Origin of the sequence: Streptomyces sp. NPDC059567, assembly GCF_042735655.1 — a bacterium.
Lineage (GTDB): Bacteria > Actinomycetota > Actinomycetes > Streptomycetales > Streptomycetaceae > Streptomyces.
This window is the reverse complement of the sequence record NZ_JBHWBS010000012.1, coordinates 61,696-78,509: the sequence shown is the minus strand read 5'-3', so window position 1 is coordinate 78,509 and position 16,814 is coordinate 61,696. Positions and strand designations below refer to the sequence as shown.

At 71.9% G+C, this 16,814-nt stretch carries 19 protein-coding genes; 12 read left to right on the top strand and 7 right to left on the bottom strand.

The genetic code is table 11. The features are described 5' to 3' along the window. The first annotated feature begins 98 nt into the window (after window positions 1-98). Complete coding sequence (locus ACFVZW_RS09000) at window positions 99-686, top strand: NADPH-dependent FMN reductase (protein WP_384518860.1); 588 nt, start codon at window positions 99-101, stop codon at window positions 684-686. A gap of 3 nt (window positions 687-689) precedes the next feature. Then, on the top strand, window positions 690-2,264 hold the full coding sequence (locus tag ACFVZW_RS08995) for an MDR family MFS transporter (protein WP_384518858.1): 1,575 nt from the start codon (window positions 690-692) through the stop codon (window positions 2,262-2,264). On the opposite strand, the gene ACFVZW_RS08990 is transcribed toward ACFVZW_RS08995, so the two are convergent. Beyond that, window positions 2,194-2,586, bottom strand: a complete 393-nt coding sequence (locus ACFVZW_RS08990; RefSeq protein ID WP_384518855.1) for a hypothetical protein — start codon at window positions 2,584-2,586, stop codon at window positions 2,194-2,196. The two genes, ACFVZW_RS08995 and ACFVZW_RS08990, sit on opposite strands and share 71 nt — an antisense overlap. Window positions 2,587-2,640: 54 nt before the next feature. Here ACFVZW_RS08990 and ACFVZW_RS08985 point away from each other — a divergent pair, with 54 nt between their 5' ends. Beyond that, a complete protein-coding gene (locus ACFVZW_RS08985; protein WP_384518853.1) occupies window positions 2,641-3,339 on the top strand; it encodes a uridine kinase in 699 nt (232 codons plus the stop codon). 117 nt (window positions 3,340-3,456) lie between these two features. Here ACFVZW_RS08985 and ACFVZW_RS08980 read toward each other — a convergent pair whose 3' ends face one another. Further along, a complete protein-coding gene (locus ACFVZW_RS08980) occupies window positions 3,457-4,182 on the bottom strand; it encodes a SigE family RNA polymerase sigma factor (RefSeq protein ID WP_384518850.1) in 726 nt (241 codons plus the stop codon). 159 nt (window positions 4,183-4,341) lie between these two features. Here ACFVZW_RS08980 and afsQ1 point away from each other — a divergent pair, with 159 nt between their 5' ends. From afsQ1 to ACFVZW_RS08955, 5 genes are all read left to right on the top strand, one after another. Beyond that, window positions 4,342-5,019: a two-component system response regulator AfsQ1 gene (gene afsQ1, locus ACFVZW_RS08975; protein WP_175439295.1), complete on the top strand. Its 678-nt coding sequence runs from the start codon at window positions 4,342-4,344 to the stop codon at window positions 5,017-5,019. 8 nt (window positions 5,020-5,027) lie between these two features. Then, a complete protein-coding gene (locus ACFVZW_RS08970; protein WP_384518958.1) occupies window positions 5,028-6,542 on the top strand; it encodes an ATP-binding protein in 1,515 nt (504 codons plus the stop codon). Further along, window positions 6,539-7,153 carry a hypothetical protein gene (locus ACFVZW_RS08965; protein WP_384518847.1) on the top strand — a complete coding sequence of 205 codons (615 nt, stop codon included), beginning with the start codon at window positions 6,539-6,541 and terminating at the stop codon, window positions 7,151-7,153. The genes ACFVZW_RS08970 and ACFVZW_RS08965 overlap by 4 nt, the downstream gene beginning before the upstream one ends. A 213-nt stretch (window positions 7,154-7,366) precedes the next feature. Continuing rightward, a complete protein-coding gene (locus ACFVZW_RS08960) occupies window positions 7,367-7,915 on the top strand; it encodes a VanZ family protein (RefSeq protein WP_384518844.1) in 549 nt (182 codons plus the stop codon). 93 nt (window positions 7,916-8,008) lie between these two features. Further along, window positions 8,009-8,209, top strand: a complete 201-nt coding sequence (locus ACFVZW_RS08955; RefSeq protein ID WP_315891756.1) for a PspC domain-containing protein — start codon at window positions 8,009-8,011, stop codon at window positions 8,207-8,209. Window positions 8,210-8,290: 81 nt separating this feature from the next. Here the strand turns inward: ACFVZW_RS08955 and ACFVZW_RS08950 are convergent, their stop codons facing one another. Continuing rightward, window positions 8,291-8,644, bottom strand: a complete 354-nt coding sequence (locus ACFVZW_RS08950) for a hypothetical protein (protein WP_384518841.1) — start codon at window positions 8,642-8,644, stop codon at window positions 8,291-8,293. A 186-nt stretch (window positions 8,645-8,830) separates the two neighbouring features. Beyond that, entirely contained in the window at window positions 8,831-9,985 is a 1,155-nt protein-coding gene (locus ACFVZW_RS08945; RefSeq protein ID WP_384518838.1) for an adenosine deaminase, read from the bottom strand. Between the two features lie 115 nt (window positions 9,986-10,100). Here ACFVZW_RS08945 and ACFVZW_RS08940 point away from each other — a divergent pair, with 115 nt between their 5' ends. Further along, window positions 10,101-10,877, top strand: coding sequence for an alpha/beta hydrolase (locus ACFVZW_RS08940; protein ID WP_384518835.1), 777 nt, complete (start codon window positions 10,101-10,103; stop codon window positions 10,875-10,877). Window positions 10,878-10,888: 11 nt separating this feature from the next. Here the strand turns inward: ACFVZW_RS08940 and ACFVZW_RS08935 are convergent, their stop codons facing one another. Then, entirely contained in the window at window positions 10,889-11,842 is a 954-nt protein-coding gene (locus ACFVZW_RS08935; RefSeq protein ID WP_383561355.1) for a LysR family transcriptional regulator, read from the bottom strand. Between the two features lie 62 nt (window positions 11,843-11,904). Between ACFVZW_RS08935 and ACFVZW_RS08930 the strand changes: the two genes are divergently transcribed. The 3 genes from ACFVZW_RS08930 (at window position 11,905) to ACFVZW_RS08920 (ending at window position 15,009) form a co-directional block, all read left to right on the top strand. Further along, window positions 11,905-13,179, top strand: a complete 1,275-nt coding sequence (locus ACFVZW_RS08930) for an MFS transporter (RefSeq protein WP_384518832.1) — start codon at window positions 11,905-11,907, stop codon at window positions 13,177-13,179. 125 nt (window positions 13,180-13,304) lie between these two features. Continuing rightward, on the top strand, window positions 13,305-13,952 hold the full coding sequence (locus tag ACFVZW_RS08925; RefSeq protein WP_384518955.1) for a L,D-transpeptidase family protein: 648 nt from the start codon (window positions 13,305-13,307) through the stop codon (window positions 13,950-13,952). An 82-nt stretch (window positions 13,953-14,034) separates the two neighbouring features. Then, complete coding sequence (locus tag ACFVZW_RS08920) at window positions 14,035-15,009, top strand: sigma-70 family RNA polymerase sigma factor (RefSeq protein WP_384518829.1); 975 nt, start codon at window positions 14,035-14,037, stop codon at window positions 15,007-15,009. Here ACFVZW_RS08920 and ACFVZW_RS08915 read toward each other — a convergent pair whose 3' ends face one another. Continuing rightward, window positions 15,010-15,279, bottom strand: a complete 270-nt coding sequence (locus ACFVZW_RS08915; protein ID WP_384518827.1) for an STAS domain-containing protein — start codon at window positions 15,277-15,279, stop codon at window positions 15,010-15,012. 114 nt (window positions 15,280-15,393) lie between these two features. Continuing rightward, complete coding sequence (locus tag ACFVZW_RS08910) at window positions 15,394-16,671, bottom strand: thymidine phosphorylase (protein ID WP_384518824.1); 1,278 nt, start codon at window positions 16,669-16,671, stop codon at window positions 15,394-15,396. Window positions 16,672-16,814: the final 143 nt, after the last annotated feature.

Here is a 16,814-nt window from a genome sequence, read left to right as displayed (position 1 = left end):
CCTCGCGTACAGCGTATGCCTGGTAGACGACGTACACACTCGCGTGTACGTTGTACACACAGAAGATACGTCGTACACATCCACGTACCGGGGGACCCATGCACCCGCTCCACGTCGCCGTCGTCCAGGGCTCCACCCGCGACGGCCGCCTCGGCCCCGTCGTCGCGAACTGGCTGCTCTCGCACGCCGCCGCCCGCCCCGACATGACCGTCGACCTGATCGACCTCGCCGAGACCCCGCTGCCCGCCGTCTTCCCGCAGCTCGGCCAGGCCCCGGCCGCCGCGGAGGACCGCTCGCTCCTCGCCGCCGTCTCCCCGCGCCTCGCCGCCGCCGACGCCTTCGTCGTCGTCACGCCCGAGTACAACCACAGCTATCCCGCCTCCTTGAAGAACGCCATCGACTGGCACAACGAGGAGTGGCATGCCAAGCCCGTCGGCTTCGTCGCGTACGGCGGCTTCTCCGCCGGCCTGCGCGCGGTCGAGCATCTGCGGGGAGTCTTCGCCGAACTGCACGCCGTCACCATCCGCGAGGCCGTCGGACTCCAGGGCGTCTGGGGACAGTTCGACCAGGAGGGCAAGGCCACCGACCCCGCGGCGGACGCCGCCGCCAAGGCGATGCTCGACCAACTCGCCTGGTGGGGCGAGGCACTTCGGGACGCCCGCGCCAAGAAGCCCTACGCAGCCTGAACCATGACGACGCCCCGCGAAACCGAAGCGCGCACCCCCTACCTGGGGATCACCGGGCTCATGCTCGGCATCGTCCTCGCCACCCTCGACGGCACCATCGTCGGCACGGCGCTGCCCACGATCGTCGGCGAGCTCGGCGGCCTCGACCACCTCTCCTGGGTGGTCACCTCCTACCTCCTCACCACGGCCGTCGCGACCCCCCTCTGGGGCAAGATCGGCGATCTGTACGGCCGCAAGGGCAGCTACCTCGCCTCCGTCGCCGTCTTCCTCCTCGGCTCGGTCCTCTCCGGACTCGCCCAGAGCATGGGGCAGCTCATCGCCTTCCGGGCGCTCCAGGGCATCGGCGCGGGCGGCCTGATGGTCGGCGCGTTCGCGCTCATCGGAGTGCTCGTGGCACCCCGCGACAGCGCCAAGGTGCAGTCGATCAGCGCCGCGATGCTGCCGGTCGCGTTCGTCGGCGGCCCGCTGCTCGGCGGCTTCCTCACCGATCACCTCGACTGGCGGTGGGCCTTCTACGTCAACGTGCCCGTCGGCCTCGCAGCCCTGCTGATCGTCGGGGTCGGCATCCGTGTGCGCACCGAGCGGATCCGCGCCCGCGTCGACTGGCGCGGCGCCCTGCTGCTCACTCTCGGCATCCTGGCCCTGACGCTCCTGGCGAGCTGGGCCGGCGCCACCTACGCCTGGACCTCACCGCAGATCCTCGGCCTGGGTGTCGTCTCGGCCGCCGCCCTCGCCCTGTTCGTACGGGTCGAGCGACGGGCCGAGGAGCCGGTCATCCCGCCCCGCCTCTTCCGCAGCCGCAACTTCGCCCTCGCCCAGCTCCTCAGCTTCCTCGTCGGCGCGGGGATGCTCGCCGCGTTGAACTACCTGCCGCAGTACCTGCAGTTCGCGCGCGGCCAGTCGTCCACCGCGAGCGGGATGCTCCTGCTGCCTCTGATGCTGGGGATGCTCGTCGTCCAGCTGGCGACCGGCCGCGCCATCGGCCGCACCGGCCGCTACCGCCTCCATCCCATCCTCGGAGGCGCGCTGATGACCGCCGGCGCGCTCGTCCTGCTCGCGCTCGACGTCGACACCCCGATCGCCGTCGCCTCCGCGCTCACTGCGGTCATCGGGGCGGGCATGGGGTTCCTCATGCAGTCGACGCTGCTGATCACGATGAACAGCGCCGATCCGCGCGACATGGGCGCGGCCGGCGGGACCGTCACCCTCGTCCGTACGATCGGCGGCTCGCTCGGCGTCGCGGTGCTCGGCGCGGTCTTCACCGCCCGTCTCGCCGGCGCGGACACCCGGCTGACCCCGGCGCAGCTGAGGGAGCTGCCCGCGCCCGTACGGGAAGGGTTCGCGGCGGCGGTGACGAGCGGGCTGCACGGGGTGCTCCTGGGCACGGCCGTGCTGGCCGCGCTCGCCTTCGCCGCATCCTGGTTCGTGCGGGAGATCCCTCCCCCTGCGCCCCAGCGGGCCTGGGAGGACCCCCAGCGGGCCGCGCCCGACACCGCCCCCGACGACGCTAGTTCGCCGGAAGCAGCCCCGTCACCTCACCGACCAGCGGCAGATCGTCCAGCCCCCCGCCCTTCGTGACGTGGTCCGTCACCAGGTTCGTGCCCACCGGCTTGAAGTCGGCGATCTGGGTCCCGATCCCGTTGTCCAGCGGGTCGACGCCGGTGTTCGCCAGCGGGTCGAGCTGGAGGCTGGTCAGCGGGCCGACGGCGTGGCCGGTGGCCCCGAGGGCCGCGACCGCGTCGCTGCCGGCGAGCGCGTCGACCGGCAGCGGCAGCGGGGCGGCCGCCTGGGCGCCGGCGGCGCCCAGACCGAGCACCGCCGCTCCCGCCGCCGTCGCGGTCAGCCCGGCCTTCAGCAGGGCGCCGCGGCCGGGGGTCCTGGATTGCTTGTGACGCGCCATGAGAGTCCTTCAGCGTTGGGTAATCGGAGCGACACCGAGCGTAGTTGAGGTGTGATGCTCGATACCAACCCCCTCCCTCGGGGGTCCCCTGCCCGGGGGAATGCTTCACACTGGTGTCCCGTGAGTTCCCTACCGATCCCGACCCGCGTCGTCCTGCTCGCGGGCCCCTCAGGCTCCGGCAAGTCGTCCCTCGCCGCCGTCACCGGTCTCCCGGTCCTGCGCCTCGACGACTTCTACAAGGAGGCCGACGACCCGACGCTCCCGCTCGTCGCGGGCAGCGCCGACATCGACTGGGACTCCCCGCGATCCTGGGACGCGGACGCCGCCGTCGCGGCGATCGCGGAGCTGTGCCGTACGGGCCGTACGGACGTCCCCGTGTACGACCTCGCCACCAGCTCGCGCGTGGACCGCGAAGCCCTCGACATCGGTCGGACGCCGCTGTTCGTCGCGGAGGGCATCTTCGCCGCCGACATCGTGGAGCGCTGCCAGGACCTCGGCATGCTCGCCGACGCGCTGTGTCTGCGCGGCCGCCCCTCGACGACGTTCCGCCGCCGGCTCTTCCGGGATCTCAAGGAGGGCCGCAAGTCGGTCCCGTTCCTGCTGCGCCGCGGCTGGCGCCTCATGCGCTCCGAGCGCTCCATCGTGGCCCGCCAGACCGCACTGGGCGCCCACCCCTGCGCCAAGGACGAGGCCCTGGGCCGCCTGGCGGCGGCAGCGGCCGGCCGCCACCGGACACCGGCGGCGCGGGCGTAACGAGGGTCAGGACAACGAGAAACGCGGGTCGTACAAGCCCCCCCGGCTTGTCCGACCCGCGCTGTTTCCCCCGTACCCCCGTACGTCCCCCGTGTTTCCCCCGTTGCCCCCCTGCCTTCAGGCCACCAGCTCGCCGAAGGACTCCTCCTCGTCACGGCCGAAGCTCAGGACCTCGTCCTCGCGCAGCCGGCGCAGGGAGCGCCAGATGCTCGACTTCACCGTGCCGACACTGATGTCCAGGATCTCCGCGATCTCCGGATCCGTACGGCCCTCGTAGTAGCGCAGCACCAGCATCGTGCGCTGGAGCTCGGGCAGCCGGGCCAGGGCCTGCCACAGCACCGCCCGCAGCTCGGTCCCCCGCATCGCGTCCGTGTCGCCCGCCGTCTCCGGCAGCTCCTCGGTGGGGTACTCGTTGAGCTTGCGCCGACGCCAGGCGCTGATGTGCAGATTGGTCATGGTGCGGCGCAGATAGCCACCCACGGCCGCCTTGTCGCTGATCCGGTCCCAGGCACGGTACGTCGAGAACAGCGCGCTCTGGAGCAGGTCCTCCGCCTCGAAACGGTCACCGGTCAGGTGGTAGGCGGTGGCGTACAGGGAGGCGCGACGCTCCTGGACGTAGGCGGTGAACTCCGCCTCCGACAGAGACTGCCGCTCCCCCGTGACCTCCCCGTACGCCGCTCCCCCGTCAGCCACGGCGACCATGTACGGCGCCTTGTGCTGACGCCCGACGCTGCGAACGCACCCCCGCCCGTTCACCGCGCCGGACTTCTCCGGGCTCCGCACGACGACATCGTGGAGACGCGTGACAACTGCGCCTGAGGTGGTGCTGTGCAGTGCGTTCATCGTGCGCCCCCCGTCGGTTGGAGTGTGTTTCTGTCCGTGTGCCAAGAAGCTTGCCCGGCCCACTTCATCGCGGTGTCCGCCGACTGTCACAGCCGTGTCACAGGGGCCGATGCCGCCGCACAGTCGAACTCCGATGGCTCATGGGACAGAATGGCGTCCGTGCCTTTCCTGTTGCTGATCGAGGACGACGACGCCATCCGCACGGCCCTCGAGCTCTCCCTGTCACGCCAGGGCCACCGAGTGGCCACCGCGGCGACGGGCGAGGACGGCCTGAAACTGCTGCGCGAGCAGCGTCCGGACCTGGTCGTCCTGGACGTCATGCTGCCCGGGATCGACGGCTTCGAGGTGTGCCGGCGCATCCGGCGCACCGACCAGCTGCCGATCATCCTGCTGACCGCGCGAAGCGACGACATCGACGTGGTCGTCGGCCTGGAGTCCGGAGCGGACGACTATGTCGTCAAGCCGGTCCAGGGGCGGGTCCTCGACGCCCGGATCCGGGCCGTACTGCGGCGCGGGGAGCGGGAGTCCACGGACTCGGCGACGTTCGGCTCGCTCGTCATCGACCGTTCGGCGATGACGGTGACGAAGAACGGGGAGGATCTCCAGCTCACGCCGACCGAGCTGCGACTCCTCCTGGAGCTGAGCCGGCGGCCCGGACAGGCCCTGTCGCGCCAGCAGTTGCTGCGCCTGGTGTGGGAGCACGACTACCTGGGCGACTCGCGTCTGGTCGACGCCTGCGTCCAGCGGCTGCGCGCCAAGGTGGAGGACGTGCCGTCCTCGCCGACCCTGATCCGTACCGTGCGCGGCGTCGGCTACCGACTGGACGTCCCTGCGTGAGAAGAGGAATGTTCGCGGGGCTGCGCTTCACCAGCCTGCGGCTGCGGCTGGTCGTCGTCTTCGCCCTGGTGGCGCTCACGGCCGCCGTGTCCGCCTCCGGGATCGCGTACTGGCTGAACCGCGAGGCGGTCCTGACGCGCACCCAGGACGGGGCGCTGAACGACTTCCGGCAGGAGATGCAGAACCGGGCGGCGACGCTGCCGCTGCAGCCCACCGAGGAGGACCTGCGGCGCACGGCCGAGCAGATGGCGGGCGGCAGCTCGGGCTACAGCGTGCTGCTGCTCGGGGAGCGGGACGCGGGCAAGCCGATCATCGGGGCCTCGAACCCGGACACCTTCACGCTGGCCGACGTACCGGACGCGCTGCGGGACCAGGTGGAGACCGAGCAGCCCCTCACGGACGGCAACGCCTATCCGTACCACCTGTTCTGGCAGCGCACGCAGCGCGGCCAGACGCCGTACCTGGTGGGCGGGGCGAAGGTCGACGGCGGCGGGCCGACCGGCTACATGTTCAAGTCCCTGGACGCCGAGCGGGCGGACCTGAACTCGCTCGCCTGGTCCCTGGGGATCGCGACCGCGCTCGCGCTCGTCGGCTCCGCGCTGCTCGCGCAGGCCGCCGCCACGACCGTCCTGCGACCGGTGCACCGGCTGGGCGAGGCGGCCCGGCAGCTGGGCGAGGGCAAGCTCGACACCCGGCTGCGGGTCTCGGGCACGGACGAACTGGCCGATCTGTCACGGACGTTCAACAGCGCCGCGGAGTCCCTGCAGAAGAAGGTCGACGACATGAGTGCGCGGGAGGAGTCCAGCCGGCGCTTCGTCGCGGACATGTCCCATGAGCTGCGCACACCCCTCACCGCGCTGACGGCCGTCACCGAGGTCCTGGAGGACGAGCAGGACTCCCTCGACCCGATGATCGCGCCGGCCGTGGCGCTCGTGGTGAGCGAGACACGGCGGCTGAACGACCTGGTGGAGAACCTGATGGAGGTGACCCGCTTCGACGCGGGCACCGCGCGGCTCGTCCTCGACGACGTCGACGTGGCCGACCAGGTCACCGCGTGCATCGACGCCCGCGCCTGGCTGGACGCCGTGGAGCTGGACGCCGAGCGCGGGATCGTGGCGCGGCTCGATCCGCGCCGGCTCGACGTGATCCTCGCGAACCTCATCGGCAACGCGCTCAAGCACGGCGGATCGCCGGTGCGGGTGGCGATCCGTACGGAGGACGGCGAGCTGGTGATCGAGGTACGGGACCACGGTCCGGGCATCCCGGAGGAGGTCCTGCCGCACGTCTTCGACCGCTTCTACAAGGCGAGCGCGTCCCGGCCGCGCTCGGAGGGCAGCGGTCTGGGCCTGTCGATCGCCATGGAGAACGCGCTGATCCACGGCGGTTCGATCACCGCCGCGAACTCGCCGGACGGCGACGGCGCGGTGTTCGTCCTGCGCCTTCCGCAGGACGCCGACGCCGATGCCGACACGGACGCCGACGCGGCCGACGGCGGCGAGCAGGGCGAGGTGGAGGAGAGTTGAGCCGGCTTCGCCGTACGGGAGTCCTGGCGGCGGCCTTCGTGGCCGTCGCGCTCGCCTCCGGATGCGGGATCAGGACGACATCGGTGCCCGTCGACGCGGGTCCGGCGCCTTCGCGGGTGCCGTGCAGCGTGTCGGGCGACGAGGTCGCCACGCAGACCTCGGGGATGCCGGTCCAGGTGTTCCTGCTGTGCGGTTCGCAGCTGGAGGCGGTGGACCGCAGGTCGCCGCTGCCCGAGGAGAAGGCCGACGGGGACCGGGTGCGGACCGCGTCGGCGCTGCTCACGCAGCTGCTGAGCGAGCCGTCGGACGGCGAGCGGGAGGCCGGGTTCTCCACGGCGGTGAAGGGGCCGCTGGTCGTCACCGGCGGCCACAAGGGCGATCCCGCGGACACGCTGCGGCTGAGCAGGCAGCCCGAGGACCTGACGCCGACGTCCCTGGCGCAGATCGTCTGCACCTTCGCCCGGAGCTCGGCAGGCGCGGGCGGGGACACCGTGGTCCTCGGTGGCCCCGGCGGCTACCCGCCGCACCGCTACCGGTGCACGGCCGAGCTGAGGGAACGCCCCGAATCGGCGGCCCCGACGGTGGCGGCTCCGGAACCGTCGGCGTCCTGAGCCCGAGCCGCCCCGGATGCTTTCGGCGTCCTGAGCAGTGCTGCCCCGGACGCCTCGGCGTCCTGAGACGAGCCGCCTCCGAAGCCCACGGTCTCCTGAGACGAGCCGCCTCCGGAGCCCGGGGCGAGCCGGCCGGTGGGCGGCGGAACCGATTCCGGCACGGGGCGCGTCTTGGGGGGCGTGCAGCGTCAAGGTTCGGGCGGCAGTGCCGCCATGGTCGTACGCGTGGCGGGGTTCGTCTTCCTCCTCGCGCATCTGCTCCTCGTCGCCTGGGTGACGCTCCGCCCACGCGACGTGGCCTGGGTGACGGCGCCGAACCTGACCCCGCTCGCCGGGATCAAGGCCGATATGGCGCTCGGCCCGGCCGAGGCGGCCCGGCGGATCGGCGGGGGACTGCTGCTCCTGGCCCCGCTCGGTGTCCTGCTCCCGATGGCCGACGGCAGGCTCCATGTGTCGCCGTTGGCCTCCCTGGCCCGTACCGTCGCCGCCGGAGCACTGATCTCCCTCGCCGTCGAACTGCTCCAGACCGCCGTGCCCGGGCAGGTCGTGGACATCGACTCGCTGCTCCTGAACACCGTGGGGGTGGCGCTGGCCCATCTGCTGGTGGTGCCGGCGGGCCGGGCGCGGCTACGTCGCAGGAGGGGCCCACGGGCGGGCCGGTCCCCCTCCGGGACCAGCCGGGGTCGGGGTTCGGCCCTGCTGCGGGATGAGGGTTCTCAGGGGGCTACCCCGACGATTCCCAGGGTCGGGATCGCACCGTAGACCGACGCTTCGTCCCCCCGTCCGGGGCGAGTATGGAGTCATCGGGAGCCCGACGGAGCGGCTCCCGGGAGATACCTCTCGAAGGAGCCCACCATGGCCGCACTTGCCCGCCCTCGTGACGGACGCATGATCGGCGGAGTGTGCGCAGCGCTGGCACGGCGCTTCGGCACCTCGGCCACCACCATGCGGGTCATCTTCCTCGTCTCGTGCCTGCTGCCCGGTCCGCAGTTCCTGCTGTACCTGGCGCTGTGGCTGCTGCTGCCGTCGGAGAAGTCGGCGAGCACGGCCTGGTAGGGGCACAGGACGCACGACGCCGATGGGGCGCGTACCCGGACCGGGTGCGCGCCCCATCGGCGTATGGGGTGGTGTGCGTGATCAGCCGATCGGCAGACCGTTCAGCGGCAGGCCTCCGAGCAGGCCGCCGACCGGGGTGTTGCCGAGCGCGCCGGTGGCGCCGTCGAGCGGGGCGTGCTCGATGGCCTGGCCGGCGGCGGCCGGGAGGGTCTTGACGCCCTGGTCGACGGCGGCCTGGCCGCCCAGGAGGGACTCGCCGGCGCCGTCGGGGAGCTCGGTGAGGCCGTCGCCCAGCGGCACGGTCTGGGTGACCAGGCCGAGCGCGTCGGGGGCGGCGGGCAGCGGCGATGCGGCGGCGGCCGTGCCGGCGGCGGCAGCGGCGAAAGCGGCACCGAGAGCGGCGACACCGAGCGTCTTGGCGGCAGACTGCTTCATCAGAGAATCATCCTTGAGGATCTTGGGGATCTTGGATCTTCGGGGAAAGCAGGGTTTTGCGGGGAATGCAGAGCGGCTTTGCAAACTAGCCATTCGCTTGACACCCGAGCAAACACCGGAAAGCGGCCGGAGGTCACGCCCCCGGCCGCCCCGACTCCGCGTGCGGAGCCCTCCCTCGACCCGTCCTCACTCCGCCTGAGCGGAAGAACCACTGGTCGCAGCGGTCTGCTGGAACAGCCATTCGGACTTCAGCTCGGCATATCCGGGCTTGATCACGTCATTGATCATCGCGAGGCGTTCATCGAAAGGAATGAACGCTGATTTCATCGCATTGACCGAGAACCACGCCATGTCGTCGAGCGTGTATCCGAACGCCTCGACCAGCAGCTCGAATTCCCGGCTCATGCTCGTACCGCTCATGAGGCGGTTGTCGGTGTTGACGGTCGCCCGGAAGTGCAGCTTGCGGAGCAGACCGATGGGGTGTTCCGCGATGGAGGCCGCGGCGCCGGTCTGGAGGTTGGAGGTCGGACACATCTCCAGTGGGATCCGCTTGTCCCGTACGTACGCGGCGAGCCGGCCGAGCGCCACCGAGCCGCCCTCGGCGACCTCGATGTCGTCGATGATGCGGACGCCGTGCCCCAGTCGGTCGGCGCCGCACCACTGCAGGGCCTGCCAGATGGACGGCAGCCCGAAGGCCTCGCCGGCGTGGATGGTGAAGTGGTTGTTCTCGCGCTTCAGGTACTCGAAGGCGTCGAGGTGCCGGGTGGGCGGGTAACCGGCCTCGGCGCCCGCGATGTCGAAGCCGACGACACCGGAGTCGCGGTAGCGGTTGGCGAGTTCGGCGATCTCCAGGGCGCGGGCGGCATGCCGCATCGCGGTGAGCAGTGCGCCGACGCGGATGCGGTGGCCGCCCGCCCTGGCCCGCCGCTCGCCCTCTCGGAAGCCCTCGTTGACGGCCTCGACGACCTCCTCCAGGGTGAGCCCGGCCTCCAGGTGCTGCTCGGGGGCGTAGCGCACCTCGGCGTAGACGACGCCGTCCTCCGCGAGGTCGACCGCGCACTCGGCGGCGACCCTGAAGAGGGCCTCGCGGGTCTGCATGACGGCGCAGGTGTGCGCGAAGGTCTCCAGATAGCGCTCCAGCGAGCCGGAGTCGGCGGCCTCGCGGAACCAGATGCCGAGCTTGTCGGGTTCGGTCTCGGGGAGGTTGTCGTAGCCCTGCTGGAGGGCGAGGTCGATGATCGTGCCGGGACGCAGTCCGCCGTCGAGGTGGTCGTGGAGGAGCACCTTCGGGGCGCGGCGGATCTGGTCCGCGGTGGGGACGTTGGAGATCTGGCTCGTCATTGCCGCACTCTAGCCCCTACGCGCGTAGAGCGCCCCTCCTCAACTCGCTTGTCGATACGTAACAGTGACCGCGCGTACGGATGGCGTACACCTCGGCTTCTGAGACTGTTCTGCCATGGCGCACTCCGCACTCGTAGGGACTGCCGGCAGCCGGACACCCCGGCTCGGACGGCCCGTCGGCGCATCGCACCCCGGTACGGCGGTGGGCGGTGTGGTCCTGCTTCTTCCGGACGGGGTGGTGGCGTCCGCGCGGGGCGCGTCGGTCCGGGCCCATGCGGCGCTGCTGCCGCTGGGGCGGCGGCTGGCCGCGGCGGGGCGCGCGGACGGTCTGGTGGTGCACGTGGTGCGCTACCGGGGGCGCGGCTGGAACGGCACGGACGCCCAGTTGGCCGCGGACGCCTCCTGGGCGGTGGCGGAGACGGTGCGGCGCTACGGAGACGTCCCGGTCTGCCTCGTGGGACACGGGATGGGCGCGCGGGCCGCGCTGCGGGCGGCCGGGCACACGGCGGTCGACGCGGTGCTCGCGCTGGCGCCCTGGCTGCCGGAGGACGACGTGGCGGCGGAGCCGGAGCCGGTGCGCCAGCTGGTGGGGCGCCGGGTGCTGATCGCACACGGCACGAACGACGCCCGGACGGATCCGGAGCTGTCGTACCGGCTCGCGGAGCGGGCGAAGAAGTCGAACCGCGACACCTGCCGCTTCGAGGTCCACTCGGACGGCCACGCGCTGCGCCAGTACAACGACGAAATCCGGGCCCTGGCCACGGACTTCGTCCTCGGTTCGCTCTTCACCCACCCCTATGCCCGCCCGGTCGCCGACGCGCTGGCGGCCCCGCCTCCGCTGGGCCTGCGGATGCCCCTGGCGGCGGGGTTCGGGCGCGGGCCGCGCCGGTAGGGGCGAAAGCGTCAGTCCGGCAGCAGGCTCCCCCGCTTGCTCAGCAGGAACTTCTTGAAGGCCGCCACCGGCGCCGTGTCGGGGTGGCCGTCGAGCCAGGCCACGCCGATCTCGCGGACCGCGCGCGGTGCCGTCACCGTCAGCTCGACGACGCCGGGGCGCGGGACGGCCGGCGGGGGCAGCAGGGCGACGCCGAGACCGGCCGCGACCAGGCCGCGCAGGGTCTCGGCCTCCTCGCCCTCGAAGGCGACGCGCGGCGTGAACCCGGCCTCGGCGCACAGGTCGTCGGTGATGCGGCGCAGCCCGTAGCCGGGCTCCAGGGTCACGAACGTCTCCTCGGCGGCCTCCGCGAGGCGCACCCGCTTGCGCGAGGCGAGCCGGTGGTCGTCGGGGACCACGAGCCGCAGCCGCTGTTCGTCGATGCGCCGGGCGACCAGGTCCGGTGCGTCGGGCACGGGCGAGGTGAGGCACAGGTCCAGGTCCCCGGCCCGCAGCCGTTCGATCATCGCCTCGCCGTAGTTCTGCACGAGGGTGAAGCGGACCCGGGGGTGGTCGACCCGGAAGGCGCGGATGAGTCCGGGGACGGTCTCGGAACCCATGGTGTGCAGGAACCCGAAGGCGACCCGCCCCGCCGCCGGGTCCGCGTCCGCCCGTACGGAGTCGGCCGCCCGCTCCACCTCGGCGAGCGCCCGCTCGGCCGAGGCGTAGAAGGTGCGGCCGGCCGGGGTGAGCGAGACCGTGCGGCCCTTGCGGGCGAAGAGCGCCACCCCGAGGTCCTGTTCCAGCCGGACCATCGCCCGCGACAGCGTCGACTGCGGCACCCCCATCTCGGCCGCCGCCCTGGTCACATGCTCGTGCCGGGCCACCGCCGCGAAGTACGCGAGCCGAGGCGCGAGCACCAGCCCCATGTCTTCTTCGTAACTACTCGGTGACAGCCGACCCTGTGACCTGTACTCATGCACCATGGGAACGATTACAGCAGTTCCGTGCATTGGACGCATGAAATGAATCGTCCTACGTTCGAGACATGCCTTCCGCCAGTACCAAGGCGGCCGCCACCAGCACGGCCGCCGACACCCGCCTCACTCCCGGTGCCTCCGGCTACCGCCGCATGAGCTTCGCCCTCTTCGCCGCCGGACTCGCCACCTTCGCCCTCCTCTACTCCACCCAGGCCCTCCTCCCCGCGATCTCGGCGGAGTTCGGTGCCACCGCCTCCGCGGCCTCCTGGACGGTCTCCGCCGCCACCGGCGCGCTCGCCCTCCTCGTCCTCCCGCTGAGCGCCCTCTCCGAGCGCCTCGGGCGGCGCACGATGATGACGTGGTCGCTCGCCGTCGCGGTGATCGTCGGACTCCTCGTCCCCTTCGCCCCGAACCTCGAGTGGCTGATCGCCCTGCGCGCGGTCCAGGGAGCGGCGCTCGCGGGTCTGCCCGCCTCCGCCATGGCGTTCCTCGCCGAGGAGGTGCGGCCGAAGGCGCTGGTCGCCGCGATCGGCCTGTTCGTCGCGGGCAACTCGATCGGCGGCATGAGCGGCCGGATCGTCACCGGCTGGGCGTCCCAGATGTGGGGCTGGCGCGCGGGGCTCCTCGCGGTCGGTCTGATGGCGGTGGCCTGCGCGGTCGTCTTCCGTCTGCTGCTCCCTAAGGCCCGTCACTTCACGCCCGGTTCGCTGAACCCGAGGGCACTGGCGAAGACGGTCCGCACCCACCTCGCCGACCCGCTGCTGATGCGCCTGTACGCGATCGGCGCGCTGTTCATGACGGTGTTCGGCGCGGTGTACACCGTGATCGGCTACCGCCTGGTCGAGGCCCCGTTCTCGCTCCCGCAGGGTGTGGTCGGCTCGATCTTCCTGGTCTACCTCGTCGGTACGGTCTCCTCGGCCGCCGCCGGGAAGCTGGTCGGCCGCCTCGGCCGGCGCGGGGCGCTCTACCTGGCCGTCGGCACGACCGCGGCGGGCCTGCTGCTCTCGCTCGCCGACGACCTCGCCGCCGTCCTGCTCGGCCTGGTCCTGATCACGGCCGGCTTCTTCGCCGGACACGCGGTCGCCTCCTCCTCGGTGAGCCGTACGGCCAAGACCGGCCGCGCGCAGGCGTCGGCGCTCTACCAGTCCGCGTACTACCTGGGCAGCAGCGCGGGTGGCACGCTCGGCGCGATCGCCTTCCACTCCGGCGGCTGGGCCGGCACGGTCCTCCTCGGCCTGATCGCCGTCCTCGGCGTCGTGTCGATCACGCTCTACGGCAGCCACAGCGCGCGGGTGGCGGCGCGCGCCGAGGCCCGCTGCCCCCGGCTGCGTACGGCTCACTGATTCCGTCCCGGATCCGTACAACCGGAAGGCTCCCCCGCTCGTCCTAAGTCTTAGGACTCAAGGGGGAGTTGGTGATCATGAACGGTATACGGAAGCGGGCGGGGATCGCCCTCGGCATCACCTCCATGGTGGTGCCGCTGACGGTCGCTCTCGGCGCGGGGACGGCGCAGGCCGCGTCGTGCAACGTGACGACGGGGCCGTACCAGAAGCAGGTGGAGAAGTTCCTGGGGCGGACGGTGGACGGGCGGCAGTCGCTCGCCGACTGCAAGGCGATCCAGGCGTTCCAGCGCACGCACGGCATCACCCCGACGCAGGGGTACGCCGGTCCGCTGACCTGGCGGACGATGTCCACGATGCTGGCGCAGAAGGCGGCCGGGAAGAACCCGAACGCGGCCCGGAAGTGCCCGACCAACAAGGGCCGGATCGCCTGCGTCGACCTGACGCGGCAGCTGACCTGGATCCAGGACGGCGCGACGCTGAAGTACGGCCCGGTGCCCGTCCGTACGGGCAAGGACGGGACCGAGACCCGTACCGGCCTCAAGAGGATCTACTGGCGCAACATCAACCACTGGTCGACGATCTACCACGTGTCCATGCCGTACTCGCAGTTCTTCGACGGCGGGCAGGCGTTCCACTCCACCACCAAGTCCATGTGGAACCCCCCGGGTTCGGGCGGCTGCGTGAACATGCGTCCGGCCGATGCGAAGGCGTACTGGAACCTGCTCAGGAACGGCGACGACGTGTACGTCTACGGACGGAAGCCCGGAACCTGACCCCGGCTGTCAGTGGGCTGCGGTAGCTTCCCCTCATCGGCACAGCACCGGTGCCGGTGAGGGGCGAGTGGGGTGGACCTGCATGAGTGAGCCGGCGACCGCGGACCGGAATTCCGAGCTGGAGAAGTACCGCACGGAGCTGACCGGTTACTGCTACAGGATGCTCGGCTCCTCGTTCGAGGCCGAGGACGCCGTGCAGGACACGATGGTCCGCGCCTGGCGGTCCATCGACTCCTTCGAGGGACGCTCGTCGCTGCGCTCCTGGCTGTACCGCATCGCGACCAACGTCTGCCTCGACTCGCTGAACGCGGGCAACAGACGGGCCCGGCCGATGGATCTGACCGCCGCGACACCGGTCGCGCAGGCGCAGCTGACCGCCCGGCCGGAGATCACGTGGCTGGAGCCGGTGCCGGACGGCCGGGTCCTGCCGTCGGTGGCCGACCCGGCGGACACGGCGGTGTCCCGCGAGACCGTACGGCTCGCGTTCGTCGCCGCGCTGCAGCATCTTCCGCCGAAGCAGCGGGCCGTGCTGATCCTGCGCGAGGTGCTGGCCTGGAAGGCGAGCGAGGTCGCGGAGCTGCTCGACACCACGGTCGCCTCGGTGAACAGCGCGCTCCAGCGGGCGCGCGCCACGATCGCGGAGAACGAGCCGACGGCCTCGGACACCGCGGACCCCCTGGACGAGGAGCAGAAGGAGCTCCTGGAGCGCTATGTCGCCGCCTTCGAGGGGTACGACATGAAGGCGCTGACGGCGCTCCTGCACGAGGACGCGACGATGTCCATGCCGCCGTACGACCTGTGGCTGCGGGGACACGACGACATCGTGGGCTGGATGCTCGGGGTCGGCGAGGTCTGCTCGGGCTCGAAGCTGGTGCCGACCGTGGCGAACGGCTCACCGGCCTTCGCGCAGTATCACCCGGACCCCGAGGGCGGTTACAGCCCGTGGGCGCTGATCGTCCTGGAGCTGCGGGACGGCAAGGTGGGCGGGATGGACTTCTTCCTGGACACGAAGCGCTGGTTCCCGCTCTTCGACCTGCCGGAGCGGCTGGAGGCCTAGTCATACGAGGTCGGCGAGGCCGACCAGATCGAGGAGCAGCAGCAGCTCGCCGCCGGCGCCCCGGAACCGCAGCCGATGCCCGAGACGCCCGGCGGCGAGCTTCAGCCGGGCCAGGGCGTTCACGGCCGCGAGATCGGCATGGGTGAGCCCGCCGACGTCACAGACCACGTCGGTGGGCGGCCACCGTTCCAGTACGGCGCACAGCCGGGCGATCTCGTCCGGGGTGGCCCGGGCGGCAAGGGTCAGTTCGAGCGGTTGACTGGTGTCCACATCTGGGAGACCCCCGCCAGGGCCGGAACTCATCGGAGGCTCGCGCCGCATGCCGAACGGGACCGGTGGAGGTCCACCGGTCCCGTTCACCCGAAGGCGTCAGAGGCATATTCCTCAGGCGATGCGGTCCAGGACGATCGGGGTCGGGGTGAACGCCGTGCCCTCCGGGGCGATGTCCCAGGCGCCGGCCAGGGACTTCAGGGCGTAGTCGAACTTCTCCGGGGTGTCCGTGTGCAGGGTCACCAGCGGCTGGCCCGCCGTGACCGTGTCGCCCGGCTTGGCGTGGAGCTCGACACCGGCGCCGGCCTGCACCGGGTCCTCCTTGCGGGCGCGGCCGGCGCCGAGGCGCCAGGCGGCGATGCCGATGTCGTAGGCGTCGAGGCGGGTCAGCACGCCCGAGGACGGGGCCGTGACGACCTGCGTCTCGCGGGCGACCGGGAGGGCCGCGTCCGGGTCGCCGCCCTGGGCCGCGATCATGCGGCGCCAGACGTCCATCGCCGAGCCGTCCGCCAGCGCCTTCGCCGGGTCCGCGTCCTTGATCCCCGCCGCGTCGAGCATCTCGCGCGCCAGCGCGATCGTCAGCTCGACGACGTCCGCCGGGCCGCCGCCCGCCAGGACCTCGACGGACTCGCGGATCTCGAGGGCGTTGCCGGCCGTGAGGCCGAGCGGGGTGGACATGTCGGTGAGCAGCGCGACCGTCTTCACACCGCTGTCCGTGCCGAGGCCGACCATCGTGTGGGCCAGCTCCTGCGCGTCCGCGAGGTTCTTCATGAAGGCGCCGGTGCCGACCTTGACGTCCAGGACGAGCGAACCGGTGCCCTCGGCGATCTTCTTCGACATGATCGAGGACGCGATCAGCGGGATCGCCTCGACCGTGCCCGTCACGTCGCGCAGGGCGTAGAGCTTCTTGTCGGCGGGGGCCAGGCCGTCGCCGGCCGCGCAGATGACCGCGCCGGTGGTGTCCAGGACGTGCAGCATCTCCTCGTTGGAGAGCAGCGCGCGCCAGCCCGGGATGGACTCCAGCTTGTCGAGCGTGCCACCGGTGTGGCCGAGGCCCCGGCCCGACAGCTGCGGCACGGCCGCGCCACACGCGGCGACGAGCGGGGCGAGCGGAAGGGTGATCTTGTCGCCGACGCCACCGGTGGAGTGCTTGTCGGAGGTCGGGCGGGAGAGGGACGAGAAGTCCATGCGCTCGCCGCTGGCGATCATCGCCGCGGTCCAGCGGGCGATCTCGCCGCGGTTCATGCCGTTGAGCAGGATCGCCATGGCCAGGGCCGACATCTGCTCGTCCGCGACCTCGCCGCGGGTGTAGGCGTCGATGACCCAGTCGATCTGCTCGGGGCTCAGCTCGCCCTTGTCCCGCTTGGTGCGGATGACGGAGATGACGTCCATGTGGTGCCTCTTTCTACGCGCATAGAGGGGGAAAGGAGGAGCGGGGGGGCCCCCCCCGGCGGGAGGGGCGGGGCCGGGGGCGACGTAGGGGGGTGGGCGGGGGCGGACCCCCCGCGCCCCCCCGACCCCCCCCCCAGCAGCCC